Annotated in this window: 16 protein-coding genes and 1 pseudogene; all 17 read left to right on the top strand. The window is 47.3% G+C overall.

Translation table 11 applies throughout. The features are described from left to right. The first annotated feature begins 11 nt into the window (after positions 1-11). The 17 genes and pseudogenes from ITJ87_RS05090 to sufD all read left to right on the top strand — a co-directional run bounded on the left by ITJ87_RS05090 (position 12) and on the right by sufD (position 26455). Positions 12-1667: a RagB/SusD family nutrient uptake outer membrane protein gene (locus ITJ87_RS05090; protein WP_117599789.1), complete on the top strand. Its 1656-nt coding sequence runs from the start codon at positions 12-14 to the stop codon at positions 1665-1667. Between the two features lie 122 nt (positions 1668-1789). Continuing rightward, on the top strand, positions 1790-4249 hold the full coding sequence (locus tag ITJ87_RS18605) for an MBL fold metallo-hydrolase (protein ID WP_229135082.1): 2460 nt from the start codon (positions 1790-1792) through the stop codon (positions 4247-4249). Between the two features lie 402 nt (positions 4250-4651). Next, positions 4652-4990, top strand: a pseudogene (locus tag ITJ87_RS18615) (fibronectin type III-like domain-contianing protein); the annotation flags it as partial. After that, positions 4987-5862, top strand: coding sequence for a RagB/SusD family nutrient uptake outer membrane protein (locus ITJ87_RS05110; protein ID WP_229135085.1), 876 nt, complete (start codon positions 4987-4989; stop codon positions 5860-5862). The pseudogene ITJ87_RS18615 and the gene ITJ87_RS05110, both read left to right, overlap by 4 nt. Positions 5863-6015: 153 nt before the next feature. Further along, positions 6016-8382, top strand: a complete 2367-nt coding sequence (locus tag ITJ87_RS05115) for a glycoside hydrolase family 3 N-terminal domain-containing protein (protein ID WP_117964272.1) — start codon at positions 6016-6018, stop codon at positions 8380-8382. An 86-nt stretch (positions 8383-8468) separates the two neighbouring features. Further along, positions 8469-9353: an esterase family protein gene (locus tag ITJ87_RS05120; protein WP_057097462.1), complete on the top strand. Its 885-nt coding sequence runs from the start codon at positions 8469-8471 to the stop codon at positions 9351-9353. Positions 9354-9384: 31 nt separating this feature from the next. Continuing rightward, on the top strand, positions 9385-10590 hold the full coding sequence (locus ITJ87_RS05125) for an esterase (protein WP_117964271.1): 1206 nt from the start codon (positions 9385-9387) through the stop codon (positions 10588-10590). 45 nt (positions 10591-10635) lie between these two features. After that, complete coding sequence (locus ITJ87_RS05130) at positions 10636-11832, top strand: esterase (protein ID WP_196096314.1); 1197 nt, start codon at positions 10636-10638, stop codon at positions 11830-11832. 4 nt (positions 11833-11836) lie between these two features. Then, positions 11837-14164, top strand: coding sequence for a glycoside hydrolase family 3 C-terminal domain-containing protein (locus ITJ87_RS05135; RefSeq protein ID WP_117964269.1), 2328 nt, complete (start codon positions 11837-11839; stop codon positions 14162-14164). A 136-nt stretch (positions 14165-14300) separates the two neighbouring features. Then, the gene (locus ITJ87_RS05140; protein WP_117964268.1) at positions 14301-16790 is read left to right on the top strand and encodes a glycoside hydrolase family 3 N-terminal domain-containing protein; all 2490 of its coding nucleotides are present in this window, start codon (positions 14301-14303) and stop codon (positions 16788-16790) included. 470 nt (positions 16791-17260) lie between these two features. After that, a complete protein-coding gene (gene rimP, locus ITJ87_RS05145) occupies positions 17261-17728 on the top strand; it encodes a ribosome assembly cofactor RimP (RefSeq protein WP_087332882.1) in 468 nt (155 codons plus the stop codon). A gap of 4 nt (positions 17729-17732) precedes the next feature. Next, a complete protein-coding gene (gene nusA / locus ITJ87_RS05150; RefSeq protein WP_005824354.1) occupies positions 17733-18998 on the top strand; it encodes a transcription termination factor NusA in 1266 nt (421 codons plus the stop codon). A gap of 123 nt (positions 18999-19121) precedes the next feature. Next, positions 19122-22145 (top strand): translation initiation factor IF-2, encoded by a 3024-nt coding sequence (infB, locus tag ITJ87_RS05155; protein WP_117964267.1) that lies wholly within the window; start codon positions 19122-19124, stop codon positions 22143-22145. A gap of 136 nt (positions 22146-22281) precedes the next feature. Then, positions 22282-22794 (top strand): CvpA family protein, encoded by a 513-nt coding sequence (locus ITJ87_RS05160; protein ID WP_016272036.1) that lies wholly within the window; start codon positions 22282-22284, stop codon positions 22792-22794. A gap of 48 nt (positions 22795-22842) precedes the next feature. Next, positions 22843-24297, top strand: a complete 1455-nt coding sequence (sufB, locus tag ITJ87_RS05165; protein ID WP_117964266.1) for a Fe-S cluster assembly protein SufB — start codon at positions 22843-22845, stop codon at positions 24295-24297. 41 nt (positions 24298-24338) lie between these two features. Next, entirely contained in the window at positions 24339-25094 is a 756-nt protein-coding gene (gene sufC, locus ITJ87_RS05170) for a Fe-S cluster assembly ATPase SufC (RefSeq protein ID WP_117964265.1), read from the top strand. 17 nt (positions 25095-25111) lie between these two features. Next, positions 25112-26455 carry a Fe-S cluster assembly protein SufD gene (sufD, locus tag ITJ87_RS05175; protein WP_117964264.1) on the top strand — a complete coding sequence of 448 codons (1344 nt, stop codon included), beginning with the start codon at positions 25112-25114 and terminating at the stop codon, positions 26453-26455. Positions 26456-26470: the final 15 nt, after the last annotated feature.

Here is a 26470-nt window from a genome sequence, read left to right on the forward strand (position 1 = left end):
TTAATAAACTTATGAAAAGAGAAATATTATTGGGATTAATGGCAGGTGTGATCTCGTTTACATCTTGCGACGTTGACTTATTGGACATTCCACAGCAAGGTGTGACAAATGAAGAGGCTTTTTATAAAACTGACCAGGATTGTGAAGAGGCTATTGCTGCCGTTTATCGTTCGTGGCGTACGGCTTTCTCCGGAGGTCATGGAGGAGCTTCGCAATATGCCAACGGCTTTTTCGTGAAGAATCTTTTGGCAGATGATTTTAATACAGGAGGTTCACGATCAGACCAGACTTATGCACAGGAAATATTTGAAAGTGCAGCCATGCCTACTAATGGCTGGATAGAGACTTATTATAAGGATCTGTATACTACGATCTATTTATGTAACCTGGTGATAGAAAAATTCAATTCAGAGGACAGTGTCATTAAAGCTCGCAACATTGCTGAAGCTAAGTTCTATCGTGCGCTTTGCTATTTTGAACTGACTACTCTTTGGGGTAATCCTCCTTTGGTAGATAGGGTGTTGAAGAATTCGGAAGAATATAAAGTGTCTAATTCTACACGTGAAAAATTGTGGGAGTTTATTGAAACAGATTTGACGGAAGCTATTAATTCCGGTGTGCTTACTTCGAAAACTAGTGTGGATGATAAGGATGGATGTACCCGTGCTACTTTGGAAGCAGCCAAAACATTATTGGGCAAGTCTTACTTATACCAACAAAAATTTACTGATGCTAAAAGTCTGTTCAAGGATGTTATTGGTTCTGGTAAGTATGATTTGGAAGACGATATCAATATTTTCTATCATACAGCAGGAAATGGAAGTAAGGAATATGTATTGGAGTGTACCCGTCATTATGATACTGCTAATATGTATGCACAAGGTGGCTGGTATGGTATTTTGGCTAACTGGGCGTTTGGTTATGGGTTTATAGCAGGTCCGGAATCGTCCTCTCATTTTAGATTTAATGCAACCAGTGGCTATAGTTATTTCAATCCTACTAAATCGTTGTATGAGGCTTATGTAGCAGAAGAAGGAGTGGATGGGTATCGTGTAAGTAGCTGGATTCGTACCTTTGAACAAGTTGTAGGAATGAACATTGGTATAAATTCTACAGCAAATAGATATGGCAATGAGGGCTATTTCCGTTTGAAATGGTTGGCAAGCTTAGATGACGAAAATGTGTCATATTGGTGCGGTAATCAGAGCTGTACACCGGTTATTCGCTATGCTGATGTCTTGCTGATGATGGCAGAATGCTGTATTCAAACAAACGATCCTGATGCCGATATTTATCTGAATAAAGTACGTACAAGAGCTCAATTGCCTTCTAAGTCAAATGTTACGATGGATGACTTAAAGCTGGAACGTCGGTTAGAACTTGCTATGGAAGCAGTGCGTTTCCAAGACTTGATACGTTGGGGAGATGCACCTATTGTGTTGGCTGATAAAGGTAAGAAATTGCCAAACTTCCTTATAGTTCCTAAAGAAGGAAATGATTTGACTACTGCTAAAGGTATATATAATGCTCAGTATGATACTTCTGTATCTTATACAGAGAATGAAAGAGAATTGGCAGGTTGGACACCTAATCGTGATGAATTACTGCCATATCCGGAAAATGAGATTGAGGTAAATCCTAATATTGTTCAAAACCCGGGATATTGATGTGGATTGATGATATAGCCTCTCTCTTTTTGCTGGGGGGAGGCTGTCTCTAGTTTATATGAAAGTTGATTATGTAGTTTATAATGTATTATCTGTGTCAAGAGATTCTTAAATATATGATTATGAAGAAAGGTTTATTATTTATAGTTGTTCTATTTTCTTTTGTGGGAACATGGTCACAAGTTGTTTTCAAGAATGATGAGGTGACTGTATCTAAGCTGAAAGATAAAACATGGGTGTTTGAAACATGGGATTTTACTACTATGTATTTGTTGGAGGGTAATGATAAAGCTGCATTGATTGATGCGGGTACTCGTTGCGCTGATTTGGATAAGATTGTAGAGAGTATCACTAATAAACCTTATGATGTCATTATCACTCACGCACATCCGGATCATGCTGGGTGTATCGGCTATTTCGACGAGGTTTGGATGCATCGTAACGATAGTATACTTATCAAGGAACGAACAGTGAACTATACTGGTAAGGTACGTTATATGGAGGAAGGACAAGTTTTTGATTTGGGAGGACGTAAACTGGAAGTTATGCTGATGGCAGGACATACACCGGGTTCTATTGTTCTTCTTGACCGTGAACAAGGAGATTGTTATTCGGGTGATGCTTTCGGCTCAGGAGAGGTATGGTTGCAATGTGTACCAATGTCTCCAATAGAAACTTTTTATCAATCTTGTTGTCGTATGGAGAAACTGATGACGGATGGAAGTATCAGTAGAATATGGTGTGGACATTATCCATATTTAAAGAATTATCTGTCTCTAAGCTATGTTCAGACTATGAAAAAAATGTCCCGCCGGTTGGCTGATGGAGAACAAAATGGAGCCAGACCATACAATAATTTTGCAATTCCGCAACCCTCTACAACTCGTAGTATATCTGACGGTTTTTGCAAGATTGTTTATGATGTCAGAAACATTGTCATTAAAAGGAAAAGTATTGACCCGCATCATGCAATTATATTGGATCGTCTCCCCAAAGTAGAGCAAGAAGCATATATGTATCGTGATACTTGTACGCAGGTTGATGGCCGTTTTGCGGGCTTTTCTCCTTTTTTCCTTATATATCCGGATAAACGTTGTGACGTAACTCAAGCTGAATCCTTGATTAAGGAGATGGGGATGGATAGTATTCTACATAAATTTTCTGCATCGGTATGTGTTATGAATCCTTTGGGTAATACTTATGATATGGAAAAAGATTTGTCGGCTTTCCAAACTTTTTTTAAAGGTATGCGTGTTGTTAATAATCTAAAAGTTATAGGTATTGGACAAGGAGCAACTTTTGTGAACAAGGCCATAGCACGGAACGCTGAGGCTGTGGCTGGTATAGTTACTATTGGCGGTAATCCTGGCAAGTATGAACTAGATGATTGTCCTGTACCGACATTCGTTGCTGGTGCTAGAAGTAAACAGGTGACCAACTCTTATGTAAAACTTAATAAGGCTGTTAAGACTGCAGTAAAGGGCAACCTAACATTCTATGTCAATACAGATGAAGAACTGTTGCAAGTAGTTTCATCGAGCGATACAAGTGCGTCGTTGAAAGAGATTTTTTTGGAAGCTTGGGTTCAAGTGTTGTCTAAAAACTATCGTTTTAATAATTATAAACATACATGGTATATGGGAGGTACTCCTGAAAAGTATGGAACTTATGAGCTTGAACCATATATCATGCCTGAAGAGTGGGGGATAACTCGGCGGGTTATGGAAACGAATTTGCTGGGTACTGGAACTTTTTTGTGGTATGAATTTCATCCTGAAGCAACATTGAAAGCGCCTAGAGGAACTGTACCTTTATTGCTCTTGCTGCATGGCAATGAGAATGATCCGCGTACACAAGCTGAGACCTCTGGTTTCATTGAACTCTGCGCAAAAGAAAATTTTGTAGTTGTGGAACTTGAATGGCAGGGTAGTAAAGATTATGCCCGGATGGGTATGGATGGTATTGAACAGGTTGTATATTATTTGTTGAAGACTTATCCTCAGCTTGATGCTTCACGTGTCTACACAGAAGGTTTGTCTGCTGGATCTGCCACTTCTACAGGATTAGGAATACGAAAATCATATCTGTTTGCTGCGGTAGGTGGCTTTTCGGCAGGTATATTGCCTGGAAGTTACCGGTTTGATTGTGATCGGCAATCTTTGTTGGGTGAAGCGATCCAAAAGAGTGGTGCAGTAGAAATGCCCTATTTTTCTGCAACAGGAACCAGTGATACTGTAGTACCATTTATAAATAAAGATAATTGGCAGAAGAATGCTTTTTTTGCTGCATGGCAAATATATCAGATTATGAATGGTATGTCGGTTACAGAACGTCCAGATTTTAGTAAGGACACTATTTTTGGTATTACTCTTGAGAATCGTGAAACAATTTGGACGAATAAAGGTATTTCGATGGAAACTGGTGTGTTGAGTAAAAATGGGGTACCTCTTATTCAGATGGTTGCGGTCAATGATTATGGACATTGGAATTTTAAACCTGCAGCAAAAATGATGTGGGATTATTTTATGCAATTCTCACGTGATCCACAAACGAAGGAGCTTATTTATCATGGAAGAAAATAATAAAGTTGATGTCTTGATATAATATATAGTGAAGCATTAGAGATGTTTTATAAAAATGATGCGAAATAGGTATCTTTTTTATTGAAACAACGGTCTTCCCTCCCACCTAACTTAGATTGCTTGTACGTGAATGTATGGGTGACGGCGATGAACGATGGTACGAAGCTAAACTAATAATTAAATTAATTTGTAAATGAAAAAATAAAGAATATGAACTTGAGGCGGTATATGTTATTTGCCGTACTGCTTCTGTATTGTCTCTCTTTCAGTTAGGCGCAAACCTAAGCCTTGAAAGTGGCAGGTATAGTGACAGACAACCTAAATGAACAGATGATTGGTGTAAGTATTCTGGAGAAAGGCACTACTAACGCTTGTATTACCAATATTGACGGTGATTACTTTTTGAATGTGAAGAATACTGGTAAGCTAATGGAACGTGAAGCTGTATAGTTATATGTTAAGGCTCCCAAGAGTGGTATGGGCAAGCCTGCCAAGGAGTTGAAGGCCTTCGGCAAAACTGCCTTGCTCCAGTCGGGCGAGAGCCAGGCACTGATTCTGACTTGGAACGTGATGGGCATGGCTTCCTTCAACGATAAAATCAATGCTTGGGAATTGGCAAAAGGTGAATACAAGTGGATGGTAGCTGCCTCCTTTGCAGACATACGTTGTATCGTCACCCAAAAGGTTGCCAAAGCACGCAAGGATAAGGCAAACGATGCAATGAAGTTGCTGTTGTCTTGAATGAAGTTAGAGCTAGCGGTAAGTATAAACTTTATGATGGAAATTATGAGGATATCTTGACCTACAAGGCTGAGTATAATTGTGAAAGTATGCTCGAAAGTAACCGTATTTTTGATGCAAGTAATTCTATGGATGAGTTCAGTTTCTTTGAGGTGATGAATCATTGGCGCACTGATAAGTTGGATATGTCTGGCTCTAACAATCAGTTTAATGGTACCGGATGGGGATTTATGGTTCCTCAGAAAAAGTTGTATGATGCATTTGTTCAGGAAGAGGGTGTAGATGGTTATCGGTTGAATCAGACAATGAAAACCTATGACCAAATTTCTCAATTGGGTGTCAAGGTTGCCAAAGGGCAGAGTTTGATTAATGAAGGTTATTTCATGTGGAAACGTCGCTTCTCGAATGTAGAATCTCCTGCTGGGTTCTGGTGTTCATATAATAACTATCGTTGGATGCGTTATGCTGAAGTCTTGTTACTGGCAGCTGAAGCAAACCTGAAGGATGGCAATCAATCCGAAGCTGATGCTTGCTTGAATGAGGTGCGTCAGCGTGCAAGATTGGATGCCAAGACAGCTACCCTGGATGCCATTAAATTGGAAAAGAGACTGGAACTCTGTTCTGAATATACCCGTTATCAGGATATTATCCGTTGGAAAGATGCGGAGGCTTTGCTTAAGGATCAGGGTGAAAGAACACCTATCTTGTCAAATAAGGCAGGAAAAGATGAGCCGGATAATGTAGCGGTAGAATACATTCAGTATAACAAGGATAAAACGCGTTATGGTTTCAAGGAAAGACATTATTTGTTGCCTATTCCGGCAAAGGAGATCCGCTTGAATCCGAATATGGAACAAAATGCAGGTTGGTAAAGCGTATAAAGAATCAAAATCTAACTTCGTCGTCTGATGCAGATAAACAAAATTAGATTTTTCTAACTGATTAATTGTTTGTAGAAGAAGTCCCCCGTGGGAATCAGCTAATTGTACGGGGGCTTCTTTTGTGGCTTTTTAAATATAATATATATGAGAAGATTGTCAATTACTTTATTTTCACTCTGTTTGGCATCTGCCTTGACTGCACAGACGACCGGTTCGAATCAGTCAGTCAGACTGCGTGCCGACAATATCGACGAAGTGGTCAGTGCTATGACCCTCGAAGAGAAGGTACACCTCGTCATCGGTTGTGGGATGTCGATGGGAAGTGATACCAAGTTTCCCGGAACAGCGGGACGTACTTACGACATTCCCCGACTGGGTATCCCTTCCGCCTATCTTGCCGACGGACCGCACCGGTTGGCGATGGCTGCCAAGCGGGAATTCGACAGCCGTACTTATCATGCTACGGAATTTCCTTCCAGCACCACGGTGGCAGCTACTTTCAATCCGGATGCAGCCCATAAGGTGGGACGTACTTTGGGTATGGAAGTGAAGGATTATGGTTTGGATGTGTTGCTGGCACCGGGTGTCAACCTGATGCGAAATGTGCTTTGCGGACGTAACCATGAATATTATTCGGAAGATCCGGTGTTGGCTGGTAAAATGGCTGCTGCCTATATCAACGGAATCCAGAGCCGGGGGACAGGTACCTGCCTGAAACACTTTGCCGTAAACAACCAGGAGACCAACCGCAATAACAACGACTCTCGCCTGACACAGCGCCCCTTGCGCGAGCTGTATTTGAAGTGCTTCGAGATTGCTGTCAAAGAGTCTCAGCCCTGGAGCGTGATGACCGCCTACAATAAGGTGAACGGCAAATATACCTGCGAGGACCGCGAACTGACAGAGGACATCCTCCGCGACGAATGGGGATTCAAGGGACTGGTGATGTCCGACTGGAATGCCGGAAAAGATGCCGTGACCTCCATCGTAGCAGGAAACGACATGCTGCAACCGGGGCAAGACCGCCAGTATAAAGCTATTTTGGAAGCCGTAGAGAACGGTACACTGGATTTGGCACTCCTCGACCGCAGCGTGAAGCGTGTGCTGGAGTTTGTGGTCAAGAGCCATACCTTTGCCGGCTACGAGTATCCCAATAAAACCGACTTGGAGGCTCATGCGCAAGTAGACCGTGAGATAGGTGCGGAAGGTATCGTGCTGCTGGATAACAAGCAGGCGCTACCCATGGCTGCCGGCATCAAAAAAGTGGCCCTTTATGGAACTACTTCCTATGACATGGTTCCTGCCGGCATGGGCTTTGGCAGTACGGGCATCGGTTATTACACGGTTTCTATGGTAGAAGGTTTGCGCAATGCGGGCTACACCGTGGACAAAGAATTGCTGAACCGCTACAAGAAGCATATGGCCGACGAGCAGAAACGGCTTTTTCCTCACGGAAAACCGCCTTTCGCCTTTACTCCGCTGCCCCGTGCCGAGGAGTTCCTGCCCACTGCCGAGGAACTGGCTGCACAAGTGAAAGCCAACGACATTGCCGTGCTTACGCTGGGGCGTGTCAGTGGCGAGGGCTGTGACCGCCGTGTGGAAGATTTCCTCCTGAAGGAGAACGAATTGGCTCTGATTAAGCAAGTGTCTGCCGCTTATCATGCTGCAGGCAAGAAACTGGTGGTGGTTCTCAACATCTGCAGCCCGGTGGAAACTGCTTCTTGGAAGGGACTGGCAGATGCAGTGGTTTGTGCCTTCCAGCCGGGACAAGAGGTGGGCAATTGTATCACGGATATCCTGACCGGAGAGGTGAATCCTTCGGGCAAGTTACCCATGACGTTTGCCGTGAAATATGGCGATGCGCTGTCGGATGCTAACTTCCCTTTTGATTACGAGTTCAAGATGCCGTCGTTTGCTATGGGTACCGGTATGAATTTCAAGTCGAACAAGAAAGAGGAGAAACCGAAGGAACCGGAAAAAAATGTGGATTTCACTAACTATGAAGAGGGAATCTATGTGGGTTATCGCTATTTCGACACTTTCGGTAAAGAGGTTTCCTATCCGTTCGGTCATGGTTTGAGCTATACTGCTTTTGAATATGCGGTAGAGAGCGCCAAAATGGATGCCGACCGCTGCGAGTTGAAGGTGAACGTGAAGAACATCGGCAAGGTGGCAGGGCGTGAAGCCGTACAACTCTATGTGAAAGCTCCGAATGGGGGACTTGACAAGCCTGCCAAGGAGTTGAAGGCCTTCGGCAAAACTGCCTTGCTCCAGCCGGGCGAGAGCCAGACACTGATTCTGACTTGGAACGTGATGGACATGGCTTCCTTTAATGAGAAAAACAGCTCTTGGGAGTTGGCTAAGGGTGAATATCAGTGGATGGTTGCCGCATCTTCGGCCGATGTGCGTTGTACAGCGGTACAGAGGGTGACAAAGGCACGCAAGCAGAAAGTGCATGATGCCATGCGGGCGCAAGTGCCTGTGGCTGTGCATCCGATGGTGAAGAGATGAGGGGTATATGCGTGAAAAACTGATATATATCAATTAGTTTTAGAATGGAAAACGCTTATTTTGTAGTACATTTTTAAATCGATACCATGAAAAGATTGATACTCTCTCTTTTAGCCGTCTGCTTGCTGTGGATGGCAAATGCACAAAATCCTGCATGGGGACCGCAAAGCAAGGTAGTGACCGACAGCATTTACAGCCAGGTATTGAAAGCACACCGTGCCTACACCATCTATCTGCCGCAAAGCTATAGCAATGAAACGGATAGGAAATATCCTATCCTTTATTTGCTGCACGGCATGTCGGGGGTGAATACCAGTTGGTTTACAGACCAACGTGTGAAGGACGTGATGGACCAGTTGGTGGCATCGGGCGAGGCTTGCGAGATGATTATCGTCAGCCCCAATGCAGGAGGTAATCCGGCCACTTGCTGGAACGGCTACTTCAACATGCCGGGATGGGCTTACGAAGATTTCTTCTATAAGGAGTTCCTTCCTTATATAGAGAAGACCTACCGGGTGAAAGGTGATAAGCAGCATCGTGCCATTGCCGGACTTTCTATGGGCGGAGGTGGAACGACGAGCTATGCACAACGCTATCCGGATATGTATTGTGCTGCCTATGCCATGAGTGCTTTGATGAACATCCCCGTCAGTGGTGAGGAGGTGGGAAAAGATCCCGACCCCACAAACAAGATGGCTGTGCTGACGCGTTCTGTGCAGGAACATAGTTGCATCAGGTATGTGGTTGAGGCAGATGATGCGCGTAAGGCACAGCTTCGTACAGTACAGTGGTTTGTGGATTGCGGAGATGATGACTTTCTGCTGGACCGTAATATAGAGTTTTTCCAAGCGATGCGTAATGCCGGTATCCCTTGCCAGTTCCGTGTGCGGGACGGCGGACATACTAGCGAATATTGGCATTCGGCACTTTATATGTGCCTGCCTTTTGTAAGTCGCAGCTTTGCTAAATAACAAGAAGCTAATTCATTTAATATAAGAAATTATGAAAAGATTATTAAGTTTGGCAGCGATGCTGCTGGTCTGCTGTGTCACCCTTTTTGCACAGCAAGCTCTTTGGGGAGGTGCGGCGGTTGTCTCTCCTGATATTCATGATGACAACACGGTTACTTTTCGCTTGAAAGCTCCTAAGGCTGTAAGGGTGCAGATTACTGGTGATTTTCTGCCTCCACAAACTATTAAGACTCCTCGTGGCGATTATGATGCACCGGGCATTGCCGATTTGACAGAGGGGAAGGACGGCGTTTGGGAATTTACTACTCCCGAACCATTGAAGCCGGAACTTTATGGATACTCCTTTATTGTAGACGGATTGAGAATGATGGACCCGAGCAATGTTTACATGATTCGGGATGTGGCTACCGTGACCAATGTATTTATCATCGGTGGGGACCGTGCCGATTTGTATAAAGTGAATAAGGTACCTCATGGAACGGTAAGTCGCATGTGGTACAATAGTCCTTCGCTGGGAATGGACCGCCGTCTGACGATTTACACTCCGGCTGGTTATGAAACCAGCGGCAAGCGTTATCCGGTATTCTATCTGCTTCATGGTGCAGGTGGTGATGAGGAAGCTTGGATTGCTCTTGGCCGTACTTCGCAGATATTGGATAATCTCATTGCACAGGGCAAGGCTAAACCTATGATTGTAGTGATGACTAACGGCAATGCTTGGCAAGATGCTGCTGCTGGTGAGTCTCCCAAGGGTTTTGTTGCTCCGTCCATGCGTCCCGACGAAAGAGCGAAAGTGGCAGAAGGTGCTTTTGAACTCTCGTTCCCCGAAATCGTGAAGTTCGTAGAGAAGAATTTCCGCACTCTTGCCAATAAGAAGAACCGTGCCATTGCCGGGCTTTCTATGGGTAGTTTCCACTCTTGCAATATTTCCAAGTATTACCCGGACATGTTCGATTATGTAGGTCTTTTCTCCGGTGCAAGTACCGGAAACGATAAATCAACTTGTCCGGTCTATACCGACTTTGAAGGTAAGCTGAAGACTCAGTTTGCCAAGAAACCGGCCCTTTACTTCATCGCATGCGGCAAGACGGACTTTGTTTATAAAGGTGTGGCCGACTTTCGCAAGTTGCTTGATGACAATGGTTATAAGTACGAGTATCTTGAAACGGGCGAGGGCCATATCTGGAGGAACTGGCGCATCTATCTGACGGAGTTCGTGCCGAAGTTGTTCAAATAAGAGGATTCGGTATAACTAATTTAATAACAAAATAACATACGTATCATGAAAAGAATTTCTATTTTGTCAGCTCTGTTGCTGATGTGTGCGATGACTTTCGCGCAACAAGCTCTCTGGGGAGGCGCTCCTGTGGTCTCACCTGAGATACACGACAACAATACAGTAACTTTCCGCTTGAAGGCGCCGAAAGCCGTAAAGGTGCAAGTAACCGGCGACTTCCTGCCTACGCAGAAAATCAAGACTCCTTTTGGTGAATTTGATGGTCCGGGTGTGGCAGATTTGAAAGAGAACAAGGACGGTGTGTGGGAATTCACTACTCCCGAACCGCTGAAACCGGAACTCTACAGCTACACTTTTCTGGTAGACGGACTGAAGATTAATGACCCTGCCAACGTCTATATGATTCGAGACGTGGCAAGCGTGACGAATGTATTCATCATCGGTGGTGACGAGCGCATCGACCTCTACAAAGTGAATAAGGTTCCTCATGGAACGGTATCTAAGGTATGGTACAACAGCCCTACGTTGGGTATGGACCGCCGCCTGACTGTCTATACGCCTGCCGGATATGAGACAAGCGGCAAGCGCTACCCCGTCTTCTACCTGCTACACGGCATGGGTGGCGACGAGAACGCATGGAGCGAACTGGGACGTACGGCACAGATTCTGGATAACCTCATTGCCCAAGGCAAGGCCAAGCCGATGATTGTAGTAATGACCAACGGTAACGCTGCGTTGGAAGCTGCTCCGGGTGAATCGTCACTGGGTTTTGCCGTTCCCAGCATGAATCTGCCCAAGACGATGGAAGGTTCTTTCGAAACGGCTTTCCCCGACGTGGTGAAATTAATTGATAAGACTTACCGTACACAGGCCAACAAGAAGGGGCGTGCCATTGCTGGTCTCTCTATGGGAGGTTTCCACTCCATGCACATCTCCAAGCAATATCCGGACATGTTCGACTATGTAGGGCTGTTCTCGGCTGCCATCATGCCCAACAAAGATGTGAAGTCTCCGATTTATGACAACCTTGAAGCCAAACTGAAAACCCAGTTTGCCAAGAAACCGGCACTCTATTACATCGCTATCGGTAATAAAGACTTCTTGTTCCAAGCCAACAGCGACTACCGCAAGATGTTGGACGAGAAGGGTTACAAATATGAATATTATGAAACCGGAGAAGGTCATATCTGGAAGAACTGGCGTATTTACCTGACAGAATTCGCACCGAAGATATTTAAATAAGATTATGAAGAAGAATATCATATCCATGGCAGCAGCAATGGCTGTTTTGTCAGCTTGCGGACCGGGTGTGCCGCAGCTTGGAAAGTCCTCTCTGGATGAGGTGATTGGCGCCATGACCTTGGAAGAAAAGGCGCATCTGGTAGTGGGTACCGGTATGGCAGGTTTCTCGGGTGACAGTGCCGTAATCGGTGCAACGAGAAAGCTAGTGCCGGGTGCGGCAGGAACCACATACCCGATTGAACGCCTCGGCATTCCCGCTGTGGTGCTGGCTGATGGTCCCGCCGGACTGCGTATCGCCCCCAAGCGTGAGGGGGATTCGGCTACGTACTATTGTACTCATTTCCCTATCGGAACTTTGCTCGCCTCTACCTGGGACCAGGAACTGGTGGAAAGTGTAGGTCAGTCCATCGGTAACGAAGTGCTGGAATACGGTGCGGACGTGCTGTTGGCTCCGGCGCTGAACATTCACCGTAACCCGCTTTGCGGACGTAACTTCGAGTATTATTCTGAAGACCCGTTGGTGTCGGGTAAGATTGCCGCCGCCTACGTACGTGGTGTGCAGAGCAACGGTGTGGGTACCAGTATCAAGCACTTTGCTGTGAACAACCAGGAAACCAACCGTATGGCTACGGATGCGCATGTATCTCCACGCGCCTTGCGCGAAATCTACTTGAAAGGGTTCGAGATTGCCGTGAAGGAATCCGCTCCTTGGACCGTGATGTCCTCATACAACTACCTGAACGGTGTCTACACTTCGGAAAACAAGGAGTTGCAGACAACGATGTTGCGCGACGAATGGGGCTTCAAGGGCATGGTGATGACCGACTGGTTTGGCGGCAAGGATGCCGTGGCACAGATGGTGGCAGGCAACGACATGTTGCAGCCCGGTCTGCCCAAGCAGTACGAAGCCATCGTGAAGGGTGTGCAGGACGGAGCGTTAGATGAAGCCATCCTCAATCAGAATGTGAAGCGTATTCTGGAGATGATTCTCCAGACTCCCCACTTCAAGGGATATAAATACTCCAACAAGCCTGATTTGAAGGCGCATGCTGCCGTAACCCGCCAGTCGGCAACGGAAGGCATGGTATTGCTGAAGAACGATAACGGTGCTCTGCCGCTGGCTGCCGACGTGAAGAACGTGGCACTCTTCGGTTGCACTTCCTACGATTTCATTGCAGGCGGTACAGGTTCGGGCAACGTGAACCGCGCTTATACCGTTTCGCTATTGGACGGCTTGAAGAATGCCGGCTATGTGGTGGATGAAGCGCTGAAGAATAGCTATGAAGCTTACCTGAAAACCGAGAAAGAACGTCTGTCCAAAGATAAGAAAGAGTGGTTCATGCCCGATACCCGTCCGGCTGAGATGGCTGTTTCCGCACAAGTCATCCGCGAGCAGGCTGCCAAGGCCGATGTGGCACTGGTGACGCTGGGACGTACCTCCGGTGAGTTCCTTGACCGTATGGTAGCCGACTTCAACCTCACCAAAGAGGAACAGAACATGTTGAAAGCTGTGTCCGATGCTTTCCACGCTGCCGGAAAGAAGGTAGTGGTGGTGCTCAATATCGGTGGTGTGATTGAAACTGCTTCTTGGAAATCTGCTCCCGATGCCATTCTTTGTGCATGGCAGGCAGGCCAGGAGGGAGGAAACAGTGTGGCTGACGTGCTGAGTGGCAAGGCTTCTCCTTCGGGCAAGCTGACAATGACTTTCCCGGTGAAGTTTGAAGATGCCGCTTCTTCCGACAACTTCCCGATAGACATGCGTGTGAGCACCGACCTCATGAACAAAGGCGGGAAGAAGAACGACGTGAAGGATGTGGATTATACCAATTATGAGGAGGATATCTACGTAGGTTACCGTTACTTTGACACCTTTGGCAAGCAGGTTTCCTATCCTTTCGGTTACGGTCTTTCCTATACCACTTTTGCTTATGACAAGGCTGCTGTCAAGGCAGACAACGGCGTCTATACCGTATCTGTGGAAGTGAAGAACACCGGTAAGGTAGCAGGTAAGGAAGTGGTTCAGCTTTATGTATCCGCTCCCGATGCTGCAGACGCCAACAAACCCGAAAAGGAACTGAAAGCTTTTGCCAAGACTAAGGAACTGAAACCGGGCGAAACTACTGTGGTGACGCTGAAAGTGAATGCTGCCGACCTGGCTTCCTATGATGAGGCTGCATCGGCATGGGTGGTAACTCCCGGAAACTACAAGTTCCTCGTCGGGGCTTCCTCACGCGACATCAAGGCTACGCTGGAGGCTGAAGTAGCTGCCGCAACACAGAAGACGAACGACATCCTGAAACTTCAGGAACCGATGAGCCTCTTGAAGAGATGAGAGTAGGATTGTCTGAAAAAATAACAAATCATACCCTAAAAAACATCCTGTTGTATCCTTTGGTATGGCAGGATGTTCTTATCTTTGTGCCTCGTATAAACAGATAGTGCAACTATTATAAACCAATATCACAACCATGAGTAAAAAGTTAATCTTATCTTTAGCCCTATCAGGGTTAGTACTTACTGCTACGGCGCAGACCACTGTTGCGCCTGCCATTCCAAGAGACGAGAAAATAGAACAGCAGATTGAGACTTTGCTGAAGAAGATGACGCTTGACGAGAAAGTCGGTCAGATGTGCGAACTCACTATCGACCTCCTGCAGAAACGCACCAATCCCTTTGCCGGCCTTGACCCGAAGAACATCACGGTGAAGGACCTGCAAAAAATCATCAAGAGATACAAGCTTGAAAAGGAATTCAAGCTGGGCAAGGAGATGCCTTCGCAGGATGTGATGATGAAGCTCTATATGCGTATCCAAGGCATTGAGAATGCCAAGGGTTTCCAGTTGGACGAGGCGATGCTCGACTCTGTCATCGGAAAATACAAAGTAGGCTCCATCTTGAACGTGCCCAACGGTGTGGCACAGAGCGTGGAGAAGTGGCAGGAAATCATCAAACGCATTCAGGAGAAATCCATGGAGGTGATGGGTATTCCTTGTGTGTACGGTGTAGACCAGATACACGGAACTACCTATACGCTGGGCGGTACTTTCTTTCCGCAAGGCGTCAATATGGGAGCTACCTTCAATCGTGAACTGACACGTGAGGGTGCACGTATCTCTGCCTACGAAACAAAGGCGGGAAGCATCCCCTGGACGTATGCCCCGGTGACTGACCTCGGGCGTGACCCGCGCTGGCCGCGTATGTGGGAAAACTATGGTGAAGACGCCTACGTCAATGCCGAAATGGGACGTGAAGCCGTTATCGGTTTCCAGGGAGAGAACCCCAACCTGATTGGCGGGAACAACGTTGCCGCTTGTATGAAGCACTATATGGGTTATGGTGTTCCCGTTTCCGGTAAGGACCGTACGCCGTCTTCCATCACCGAGCAGGATATGCGTGAGAAGCATTTCGCTCCTTATCTGGAAATGGTGAAGGCAGGTGCCCTCTCCGTGATGGTGAACTCCGCCATGAACAACGGTCTGCCTTTCCATGCCAACTATGAGCTGCTGACCAAGTGGCTGAAAGAAGACCTCAACTGGGACGGTATGATTGTGACCGACTGGGCGGACATCAACAACCTTTATAGCCGCGACCACATTGCTAAGGACAAGAAGGAAGCCATCAAGCTCGCCATCAATGCCGGTATCGACATGTCTATGGACCCGTACGACTGGAAGTTCTGTACACTCTTGAAAGAACTGGTGGAAGAAGGTGAAGTTCCCATGAGCCGTATAGACGATGCTGTGCGTCGTGTGCTGCGTTTGAAATGCCGTCTCAACCTATTTGAAAAGCCCTATTATGACTTGAAAGACTTCCCGTTGTTCGGTAGTGCGGAACATGCCGCTGCTGCATTGCAGGCTGCCGAAGAGTCTTTGGTACTCCTGAAGAATACAGACGGTATATTGCCGTTGGCAAAAGGCAAGAAACTGCTGGTTACCGGTCCGAATGCCAACTCCATGCGTTGCCTCAATGGCGGCTGGTCTTATTCATGGCAGGGCGACAAAGCCGACGAGCATGCAGGTCAATATAATACCATTCTCGAGGCTTTCACCAATAAATTCGGTGCGGACAATATCATCTACGAAGCCGGTGTCACTTATAAGCAAGGTGGCAACTGGTGGGAAGAAAACACTCCGGAGATAGAGAAAGCTGTAGCAGCCGCTGCCGGTGCCGACTACATCGTTGCCTGCATCGGTGAGAACTCTTACTGCGAGACTCCGGGTAACCTGACGAACCTCTTCCTCTCCCAGAACCAGCTCGATTTGGTGAAGGCTCTTGCCAAAACCGGGAAGCCCATCATTCTGGTGTTGAATGAAGGCCGTCCTCGCCTGATTGCTGACATCGAGCCTTTGGCTAAGGCTGTTGTCAATACTATGCTTCCGGGCAATTACGGCGGTGATGCGTTGGCAAACCTTATTGCCGGCGACGCCAACTTCAGCGGAAAGATGCCTTTCACTTATCCGAAGGAAATCAACTCTCTGATTACGTACGACTACAAACCGTGCGAACACATCGGAAAGCAGATGGAAGGCGCTTATAACTACGATGCGCAAGTATCTGTACAGTGGGCGTTCGGTTATGGATTGAGTTATACTACTTTTGCATACAGTAACCTCAAGGTGGATAAGTCGGACTTTACCGCTGATGATGTGCTTACTTTCACTGTAGATGTGAAGAATACTGGTGACCGTGTCGGCAAGGAGAGCGTGTTGCTCTTCAGCAGTGACCTCGTTGCCTCCCTTACTCCCGATACCCGCCGTCTTCGCGCTTTCGAGAAAGTGGAACTGAAACCGGGCGAGACAAAGACCGTGACTCTGAAACTGAAAGGCTCCGACCTTGCTTTCGTAGGCTATGATGGCAAGTGGATTCTGGAGAAAGGTGACTTCCGCATCCAGACGGGTGACCAGACTGTGAACGTGGTTTGTACGGATACCAAGAAGTGGGAGACTCCGAATAAGTGATACGACAAGGGCTTTTAGACCTTTAGAACCATAGTAAAAGGGCCGATAGCATGAAACAAGCTATCGGCCTTTTATTTTTCCGCGTTGTCTTTCAACAGTATCTTTTTTCCGCTTGTACCTCCTTACTTCTTTTCCTGAAACAATAGAGATTGTACGCATGAGATGTACATCTCATGTTGTTCGAGATGCACATCTCGTTGTGCTTGACATGTGCATCTCATGCAGTATGGAACGTGATAATTCATTTCATAAAGTATAAGCTTCTGTCTCATAAGATTATATGTTTTACCCCTTATCTTGAAGTGTTGAAAGGGCGTGTCTGTAATATAATTCCCGTTTGAACCGTTAAATCAATCTTTTTTTCTCTAATATTTTGTAGTCGAACAGATTATTTATATCTTTGCAAGCGAAAACGGATGAAAGGTGGAGGGGCGATTAAGCTCCTCTTTTTTGTTCCTAATGGTTAATCTATGATAGAAAAGAAAACTGTTTGTCAGATTGTTGACGAGTGGCTGGCAGGAAAGGACTACTTCCTTGTGGAGGTGACAATCAGCCCGGATGACAAGATTTTGGTGGAAATAGACCACAAAGAAGGTGTTTGGATTGAGGACTGCGTAGAGCTGAGCCGCTACATCGAGTCCAAGTTGAACCGTGAGGATGAGGATTATGAGTTGGAAGTCGGTTCGGCCGGCATCGGACAGCCCTTCAAGGTACTGCAGCAGTACATTAACCACATCGGCAAGGAAGTGGAAGTGCTGACAAAGGACGGCCGCAAGCTCAGCGGCGTGTTGAAGGAAGCCGACGAACAGCATTTCGTCGTGACCATTCAGAAGAAAGTGAAAGAGGAAGGTGCCAAGCGTCCCAAGCTGGTGGACGAGGACTTGACCTTTACGTATGAAGAGATAAAATACACTAAATACTTAATCAGTTTTAAATAAGACTATGGCCAAAAAAGTAGAAACTGTCAGCTTGATAGATACATTTTCGGAATTTAAGGAACTGAAGAATATCGACAGAACCACGATGGTAAGCGTACTCGAGGAGTCGTTCCGTAGTGTGATTGCGAAAATGTTCGGTACCGATGAGAATTACGACGTAATTGTAAACCCGGACAAGGGTGATTTCGAAATATGGCGTAACCGTGAGGTAGTGGCAGACGAGGATTTGGAAAACCCGAACCTGCAGATTGCATTGTCCGAAGCACAAAAGATTGATGCTTCTTATGAGGTGGGCGAGGAAGTGACGGATGAAGTTATTTTCGCGAACTTCGGTCGCCGTGCCATCTTGAACTTGCGCCAGACGTTGGCCTCCAAGATATTGGAACTGGAGAAAGATAGTATTTACAACAAATACATTGATAAGGTGGGTACCATCATCAATGCGGAAGTCTACCAGATTTGGAAGAAGGAGATGCTGCTGCTCGATGATGAAGGCAACGAACTGTTGCTGCCCAAGACCGAACAGATACCGAGTGACTTCTACCGCAAGGGCGAGACAGCTCGCGCCGTAGTGGCACGTGTGGACAACAAGAATAATAATCCGAAGATTATCCTGAGCCGTACGTCGCCCGTCTTCCTGCAACGTCTGTTCGAAATGGAAGTACCCGAAATCAATGACGGACTGATTACCATCAAGAAGATTGCCCGTATCCCCGGCGAGCGTGCCAAGATTGCCGTTGAGAGCTACGATGACCGTATCGATCCGGTAGGTGCTTGCGTGGGTGTGAAGGGTAGCCGTATTCATGGTATTGTCCGCGAGCTTCGCAACGAGAATATCGACGTTATCAACTATACGTCCAATATCCAGTTGTTTATACAGCGTGCCTTGAGCCCTGCCAAAATTTCTTCCATCCGCTTGAACGAGGAAGAACGCAAGGCTGAAGTGTTCTTGAAACCCGAAGAGGTGTCGCTGGCTATCGGTAAAGGCGGTTTGAATATCAAGCTTGCCAGTATGTTGACTGAGTACACCATCGACGTGTTCCGTGAGTTGGATGAGGCCATAGAGGATGAAGACATCTACTTGGACGAATTCCGTGATGAAATAGACGGTTGGGTTATCGATGCCATCAAGGCTATCGGTATCGATACGGCTAAGGCTGTGTTGAACGCTCCCCGTGAGATGTTGATTGAGAAGACGGACCTCGAAGAAGAGACGGTGGACGAGGTATTGCGCATTTTGAAACAGGAGTTTGAAGAGGAGGAGCAGTAATGTGGTAATGTGGGTAATATGCTAATGTGCCAATGCAGATAGCATATCGGATGAAGTGCACACTCCTTTTTTCTCAGCCAATTAGCACATTAGCATATTGGCACATTAATTCATTAAATTAGTATGACGATAAGGTTAAACAAAGTAACAAGAGATTTAAATGTAGGAATTACGACGGCTGTCGAGTTCCTGCAAAAGAAGGGATTTACCGTTGAGGCAAATCCGAACACAAAAATTACGGATGAACAGTTCGAACTGCTCAAAAAGGAGTTTAGTACAGATAAGGACCTTAAGATAAAGTCGGAGCGTTTCAGCCAGGAACGTCAGAGCAAGGACCGCAACAAGGCGTCCGTGTCTATTGACGGCTATAAGGAAACGCAGGAGAAAGCGAAGCCCGAGGAGATTAAGACGGTTGTTCCGGAAGACGTACGTCCGAAGTTCAAGCCGGTAGGCAAGATTGATTTGGACAAACTGAACCGTAGACCTGCTCCAGCTCAAGAAAAAGAGAAAGAAACGGAAAAAGCGATAGAAGAGAAAAAGGTGGAGGAACCGGCAGTTGTAGAAACGCCGAAACCGGAACCAGCTCCTCAACCGGAGATACAGCCGGCATCTGAACCCGAACTGCAGTCCGTTTCGGAACCGCAGCCCCAACCCGTTGTCAAGGAAGAGCCTGCTCCGGTGTCAGAGGCTCAACAAGAATCTAAAAAGGAAGAAATGATAGAAGCGCCTGCTCCCGCACCGGCGGCTGAAGAAGCACCGGTTGAAAAAGAGGGGAAAGAAGAAGGGGAAGAAATCTTCAAGATACATCAGCCTGAGTTTGTTTCGAAGATTAATGTCATCGGACAGATAGACCTGGCTGCCTTGAACCAGTCCACACGTCCGAAGAAGAAATCGAAAGAGGAGAAACGCAAGGAGCGTGAAGAGAAGGAAAAGATTCGCCAGGATCAGAAGAAGCAGATGAAGGAAGCTATCATCAAGGAAATCCGCCGTGATGATAGCAAGCTGAAGGATACCGCTGCCGGCGATGCCAATGGCAAAAAGAAACGTGTCCGTATCAATAAGGAGAAAGTGGACATCAACAATGCTTCCAACTTCCAGCGTGGTGGCAACGATCGTGGACACGCAGGTGCCCAGCAAGGTCAGGGGGGCCGCCCGCAAGGTGGAAACCAGCCTGGTGGAAACAATGCCAATAATAACCGCAACCGCAATAAGGACCGCTTCAAGAAGCCGGTCATCAAGCAGGAGGTTAGCGAGGAAGATGTAGCAAAGCAGGTAAAGGAAACTTTGGCACGCCTCACTTCCAAAGGAAAGAACAAAGGTGCCAAGTATCGTAAGGAGAAACGTGACATGGCTTCCAGCCGTATGCAGGAATTGGAAGACATGGAGATGGCAGAAAGCAAGGTACTGAAGATTACGGAATTCGTGACGGCCAATGAGTTGGCAAGCATGATGGATGTTTCAGTTACTCAGGTCATTGCCACTTGTATGAGTATTGGTATGATGGTATCCATCAACCAGCGTCTGGATGCCGAGACCATCAACCTGGTGGCTGAGGAATTCGGTTTCAAGACAGAATATGTAAGTGCAGAAGTGGCGCAGGCCATCGTAGAGGAAGAGGATGATGAGGAAGATTTGGAACCTCGCGCTCCGATTGTAACGGTGATGGGTCACGTAGACCACGGTAAGACTTCATTGCTCGACTATATCCGTAAGGCGAATGTGATTGCCGGTGAAGCGGGTGGTATCACACAGCACATCGGTGCCTACCACGTGTCGCTGGACGACGGGCGTAAGATTACATTCCTCGATACTCCGGGTCACGAAGCGTTTACTGCCATGCGTGCCCGTGGTGCCAAAGCTACGGATATTGCCATTATCATTGTGGCTGCTGACGACAACGTGATGCCGCAGACAAAGGAAGCCATCAACCATGCCATGGCTGCGGGTGTTCCCATCGTATTTGCAATCAATAAGATTGATAAACCGACTGCCAACCCCGACAAGATTAAGGAAGAGCTGGCTGCCATGAACTTCCTGGTGGAAGAGTGGGGCGGTAAGTATCAGTCGCAAGATATCTCTGCCAAAAAGGGTATCGGTGTACCCGAGCTGATGGAGAAAGTGTTGCTCGAAGCGGAAATGCTGGAGCTGAAAGCAAACCCGAACCGCCGTGCTACCGGTTCCATCATTGAGTCCTCATTGGATAAGGGGCGTGGCTATGTGGCTACGGTGCTTGTTTCCAACGGTACTTTGAAGATGGGCGACATCGTGCTGGCAGGTACTAACTACGGTAAGGTAAAGGCTATGTTCAACGAGCGTAACCAGCGCATGAAGGAAGCCGGTCCTTCTACACCTGCCCTGATATTGGGCTTGAACGGTGCGCCTGCTGCTGGCGACACGTTCCACGTAATCGAGACGGAGCAGGAAGCACGCGAGATTGCCAACAAGCGCGAACAATTGCAGCGTGAACAAGGTCTGCGTACGCAGAAGATGCTGACGCTCGACGAAGTGGGCCGCCGTCTGGCATTGGGTGACTTCCATGAGCTGAACGTGATTGTGAAGGGTGACGTGGACGGTTCTGTGGAAGCGTTGAGCGACTCTTTAATCAAGCTGTCTACGGAGCAGGTGCAGGTAAACGTAATTCACAAGGGTGTCGGTCAGATTTCCGAATCGGATGTCTCGCTGGCTGCCGCTTCGGATGCGATTATCGTCGGTTTCCAGGTACGTCCTTCGGGTGCTGCCGCCAAGATGGCAGAGCAGGAGGGCGTGGATATCCGCAAGTACTCCGTCATCTACGATGCCATCGAAGAGGTGAAGGCTGCCATGGAAGGTATGCTGGCACCAACATTGAAGGAGCAGGTTACAGCAACCATCGAGGTGCGCGAGGTGTTCAACATCACGAAGGTGGGACTGGTGGCAGGTGCCATGGTCAAGACCGGAAAGGTGAAACGCAGCGACAAGGCCCGCTTGATACGCGACGGTATCGTAATCTTTACGGGTGCCATCAATGCCTTGAAGCGCTTCAAGGACGACGTGAAGGAGGTAGGTACCAACTTCGAGTGCGGTATCAGCCTGACAAATTGCAACGACATCAAGGTGGGCGATATTATCGAATCTTACGAAGAAATAGAAGTGAAGCAAACATTATAATTGAATAATGTGCAAATATGCTAATGTGCCAATTGGCTGCGCGTAAAGAAAATGCCGCAGGGCAATTGGCACATTTTGCATATCAGCCATTTGCTCATTAGCATATTGGCACATTACCACATTATCACATTAATCTATGGCAATTATAGATATCATCATATTGGTAGCTTTTGGCTTGGGCGCAATCATTGGCTTCATGAAAGGTTTTGTGAAGCAATTGGCCTCTCTGCTGGGGCTGATTGTCGGTCTGCTGGCAGCAAAGGCTTTGTATGCCTCGTTGGCAGCGAAGCTGTGCCCCACATTGACAGACTCTATGACAGTGGCGCAAGTACTGGCATTTGTCCTCATCTGGCTGGCTGTTCCCTTGCTCTTCTCCCTGGTGGCTTCTCTGCTGACCCGGGCAATGGAGGCCGTCTCGCTGGGCTGGCTCAATCATTGGTTGGGAGCCGGTCTGGGGGCTTTGAAGTACCTCCTGTTGACGAGCCTGCTGATTGGTGTCATCGAATTTATAGACGGAGACAATACGCTGATTGGCAAAACAAAAAAGAAAGAATCAGTGTTATATTATCCTATGGAAGAGTTTGCCGGGATATTCTTTCCCGCGGCAAAGGCGGTTACGGAGCAGATTGTAAACGGAGACTTTGACTGATACCGTGAGCCGTGATTTTGTAATTCATAATTTGTAATTATAGAAGTGATGCAACAAGAAGAACCCAATAAATATGTAAAGGAACTCACTCAGGAAAAGTATAAGTATGGTTTCACGACCGACGTGCATACGGACATCATTGAGCGTGGGCTGAATGAAGATGTTGTGCGGCTTATCTCTGAGAAGAAGGGAGAACCGGAATGGTTGCTGGAGTTCCGCCTGAAGGCATATCGCCACTGGCTGACGTTGGAGATGCCTACATGGGCACATCTCCGCATTCCCGAAATAGATTATCAGGCCATATCCTACTATGCTGACCCTACGAAGAAGAAGGAGGGCCCGAGGAGCATGGATGAGGTGGACCCTGAGTTGATAAAGACTTTCAATAAACTGGGCATTCCGCTGGAAGAGCAGATGGCATTGAGCGGTATGGCTGTGGATGCCGTTATGGACTCGGTGTCTGTAAAGACTACCTTCAAGGAGACGCTGATGGAGAAAGGAATCATCTTCTGCTCATTCAGTGAGGCTGTACGCGAGCATCCCGATTTAGTACAGAAATATCTCGGTTCGGTGGTGCCTTATCGCGACAACTTCTTTGCGGCACTGAACTCGGCGGTGTTCTCCGACGGCTCTTTTGTCTATATCCCGAAGGGGGTACGTTGTCCGATGGAGTTGTCCACCTATTTCCGCATCAATGCCCGCAATACGGGGCAGTTCGAAAGAACCTTGATTGTGGCGGATGATGATTCGTACGTTTCCTATCTGGAAGGGTGTACGGCTCCGATGCGTGACGAGAACCAGTTGCACGCGGCCATTGTGGAAATTGTGGTGCACGACCGTGCAGAAGTGAAATACAGCACCGTGCAGAACTGGTATCCCGGTGATGCCGAGGGCCGGGGTGGTGTCTATAACTTTGTGACGAAGCGTGGCCATTGTAAAGGGGTGGACAGTAAACTGTCTTGGACACAAGTGGAAACAGGCTCAGCCATTACCTGGAAGTATCCGTCTTGCATCCTTTCCGGCGACAATTCGACAGCGGAGTTCTATAGTGTGGCAGTAACCAATAACCATCAGCAGGCAGACACGGGAACAAAGATGATTCATCTGGGCAAGAATACCCGTAGCACTATTGTGAGCAAAGGTATCTCTGCCGGTAAGAGTGAGAACTCTTACCGTGGTCTGGTACGCGTGGCACAGAAAGCGGATAATGCCCGTAATTACAGCCAGTGCGACTCCTTGCTGCTTGGCGACAAATGCGGTGCGCACACTTTCCCTTACATGGACATCCGAAACGAAACGGCCATCGTGGAGCATGAAGCCACCACCAGTAAGATTAGTGAGGACCAGATATTCTACTGCAACCAACGCGGTATCTCTACGGAAGATGCCGTGGGGCTGATTGTGAATGGTTATGCCAAGGAAGTGCTGAACAAGTTGCCGATGGAGTTTGCCGTAGAAGCGCAGAAATTGCTTGCCATTTCGCTGGAAGGAAGCGTGGGGTGATTAAATTGTAAATTGTAAATAGTCAAATAGTAAATATAAAGATGTTAGAGATAAAAGACCTACATGCCAGCATCAATGGCAAAGAAATATTGAAAGGCATCAACTTGACCATACGTGATGGAGAAGTACATGCACTGATGGGACAGAACGGTGCCGGTAAAAGTACGTTGAGTAATGTGTTGGTAGGCCATCCGGCTTACGAAGTGACACGCGGCTCCATCACCTTTAATGGCAAGGACTTGCTTGCCATGAGCCCTGAAGACCGTGCGCATGAAGGAATTTTCCTTTCTTTCCAGACTCCGGTAGAGATTCTGGGTGTTTCGATGGTAAACTTCATGCGTGCGGCCGTGAATGAGCAACGCAAGTACCGCCATCTGCCGGCTTTGTCGGCCAGTGAGTTCCTGAAGCTGATGCGCGAGAAGCGTGCCATTGTGGAACTGGACAATAAGCTGGCCAACCGTAGCGTGAACGAAGGTTTCAGTGGCGGTGAAAAGAAGCGCAACGAGATATTCCAGATGGCTATGCTGGAACCGACTTTCGCCATTCTGGACGAAACGGACTCCGGTCTGGATGTAGATGCTCTGCGCATTGTGGCCGATGGTTTCAATAAACTCAAGACTGCGGAAACCAGTGCTATGGTCATTACCCACTACCAGCGCTTGTTGGACTATATCAAACCCGATACGGTACATGTATTGCTGGGCGGACGTATCGTAAAGACCGGTGGACCGGAATTGGCGAAGGAGATTGAGACACGTGGCTTCGATTGGATAAAGAAAGAAGCAAGTGAATTATAAACTCATAATCTGAAAACATGAGTGTAGAGCAACAATATATAGACCTTTTCTCCCAAACGGAGGCGATGATATGCCGGCATAGTGCCGAGGTGCTGAATGCGCCGCGTGCAGCTGCTTTTGCCGACTTTGAGCGCTTGGGCTTTCCTACCCGTAAGGAGGAGAAATATAAATATACGGATATCAGTAAGTTCTTTGAGCCGGATTATGGCTTGAACTTGAACCGGTTGGAAATCCCGGTGAATCCTTCTGAAGTGTTCAAGTGCGATGTTCCCAATATGAGCACTGCTCTTTATTTTGTGGTGAACGATGCTTTCTATGGCAGAGCTTTGCCCAAATCCCATCTGCCTGAGGGGGTTATCTTCGGTAGCCTGAAGGAAGTGGCCGAACAGAATCCTGAATTGGTGAGGAAATACTACGGTAAGCTGGCTGATACGGCAGAGGATGGTGTGACGGCGTTCAACACTGCTTTTGTACAAGACGGCGTTCTGTTTTATGTTCCTAAGAATGTGGTGGTAGAGAAACCTATTCAGTTGGTGAATATCCTGCGTGGTGACGTCAATTTTATGATAAATCGTCGTGTGCTGGTTATCCTGGAGGAGGGGGCGCAAGCCCGCTTGCTAGTATGTGACCATGCAATGGACAGTGTGAACTTCCTGGCAACGCAGGTAATAGAAATTTTTGCCGGTGAAAATGCTGTTTTCGATTTTTATGAACTGGAGGAGACCCACACCAGTACGGTGCGTATCAGCAATATGTATGTAAGGCAGGAAGCCAATAGCAATGTACTGCTGAATGGTATGACCCTGCACAACGGAACTACGCGGAATACAACCCGTGTGACGCTCGCCGGTGAACATGCGGAACTGAATCTGTGCGGTATGGCCATTGCAGACAAGAACCAACATGTGGACAATCATACGACTATCGACCATGCTGTGCCCAACTGTACCAGCAATGAGCTTTATAAGTATGTCCTTGACGAGCAGGCTGTAGGTGCCTTTGCCGGTCTTGTTTTAGTGCGCCCTGACGCACAGCACACCAGTTCGCAACAGACCAACCGCAATCTTTGTGCTACCCGCGATGCGCATATGTACACCCAACCTCAGCTGGAGATTTATGCAGATGACGTGAAGTGCAGTCATGGTGCTACGGTGGGGCAGCTCGATGAAAGCGCTCTCTTCTATATGCGGCAGCGTGGTATCCCGGTGCGTGAGGCGCGCCTGCTGCTGATGTTCGCTTTTGTCAACGAAGTCATCGACACCATCCGTTTGGATGCTTTGAAGGACCGTCTGCATCTGCTGGTAGAGAAGCGTTTCCGGGGAGAACTGAACAAATGCCAGGGATGTGCCATCTGCAAGTGATAGCTTATAATTTCG

This window comes from Bacteroides sp. HF-162, from assembly GCF_015679285.1.
Classification (GTDB): Bacteria; Bacteroidota; Bacteroidia; order Bacteroidales; family Bacteroidaceae; genus Bacteroides; species Bacteroides uniformis.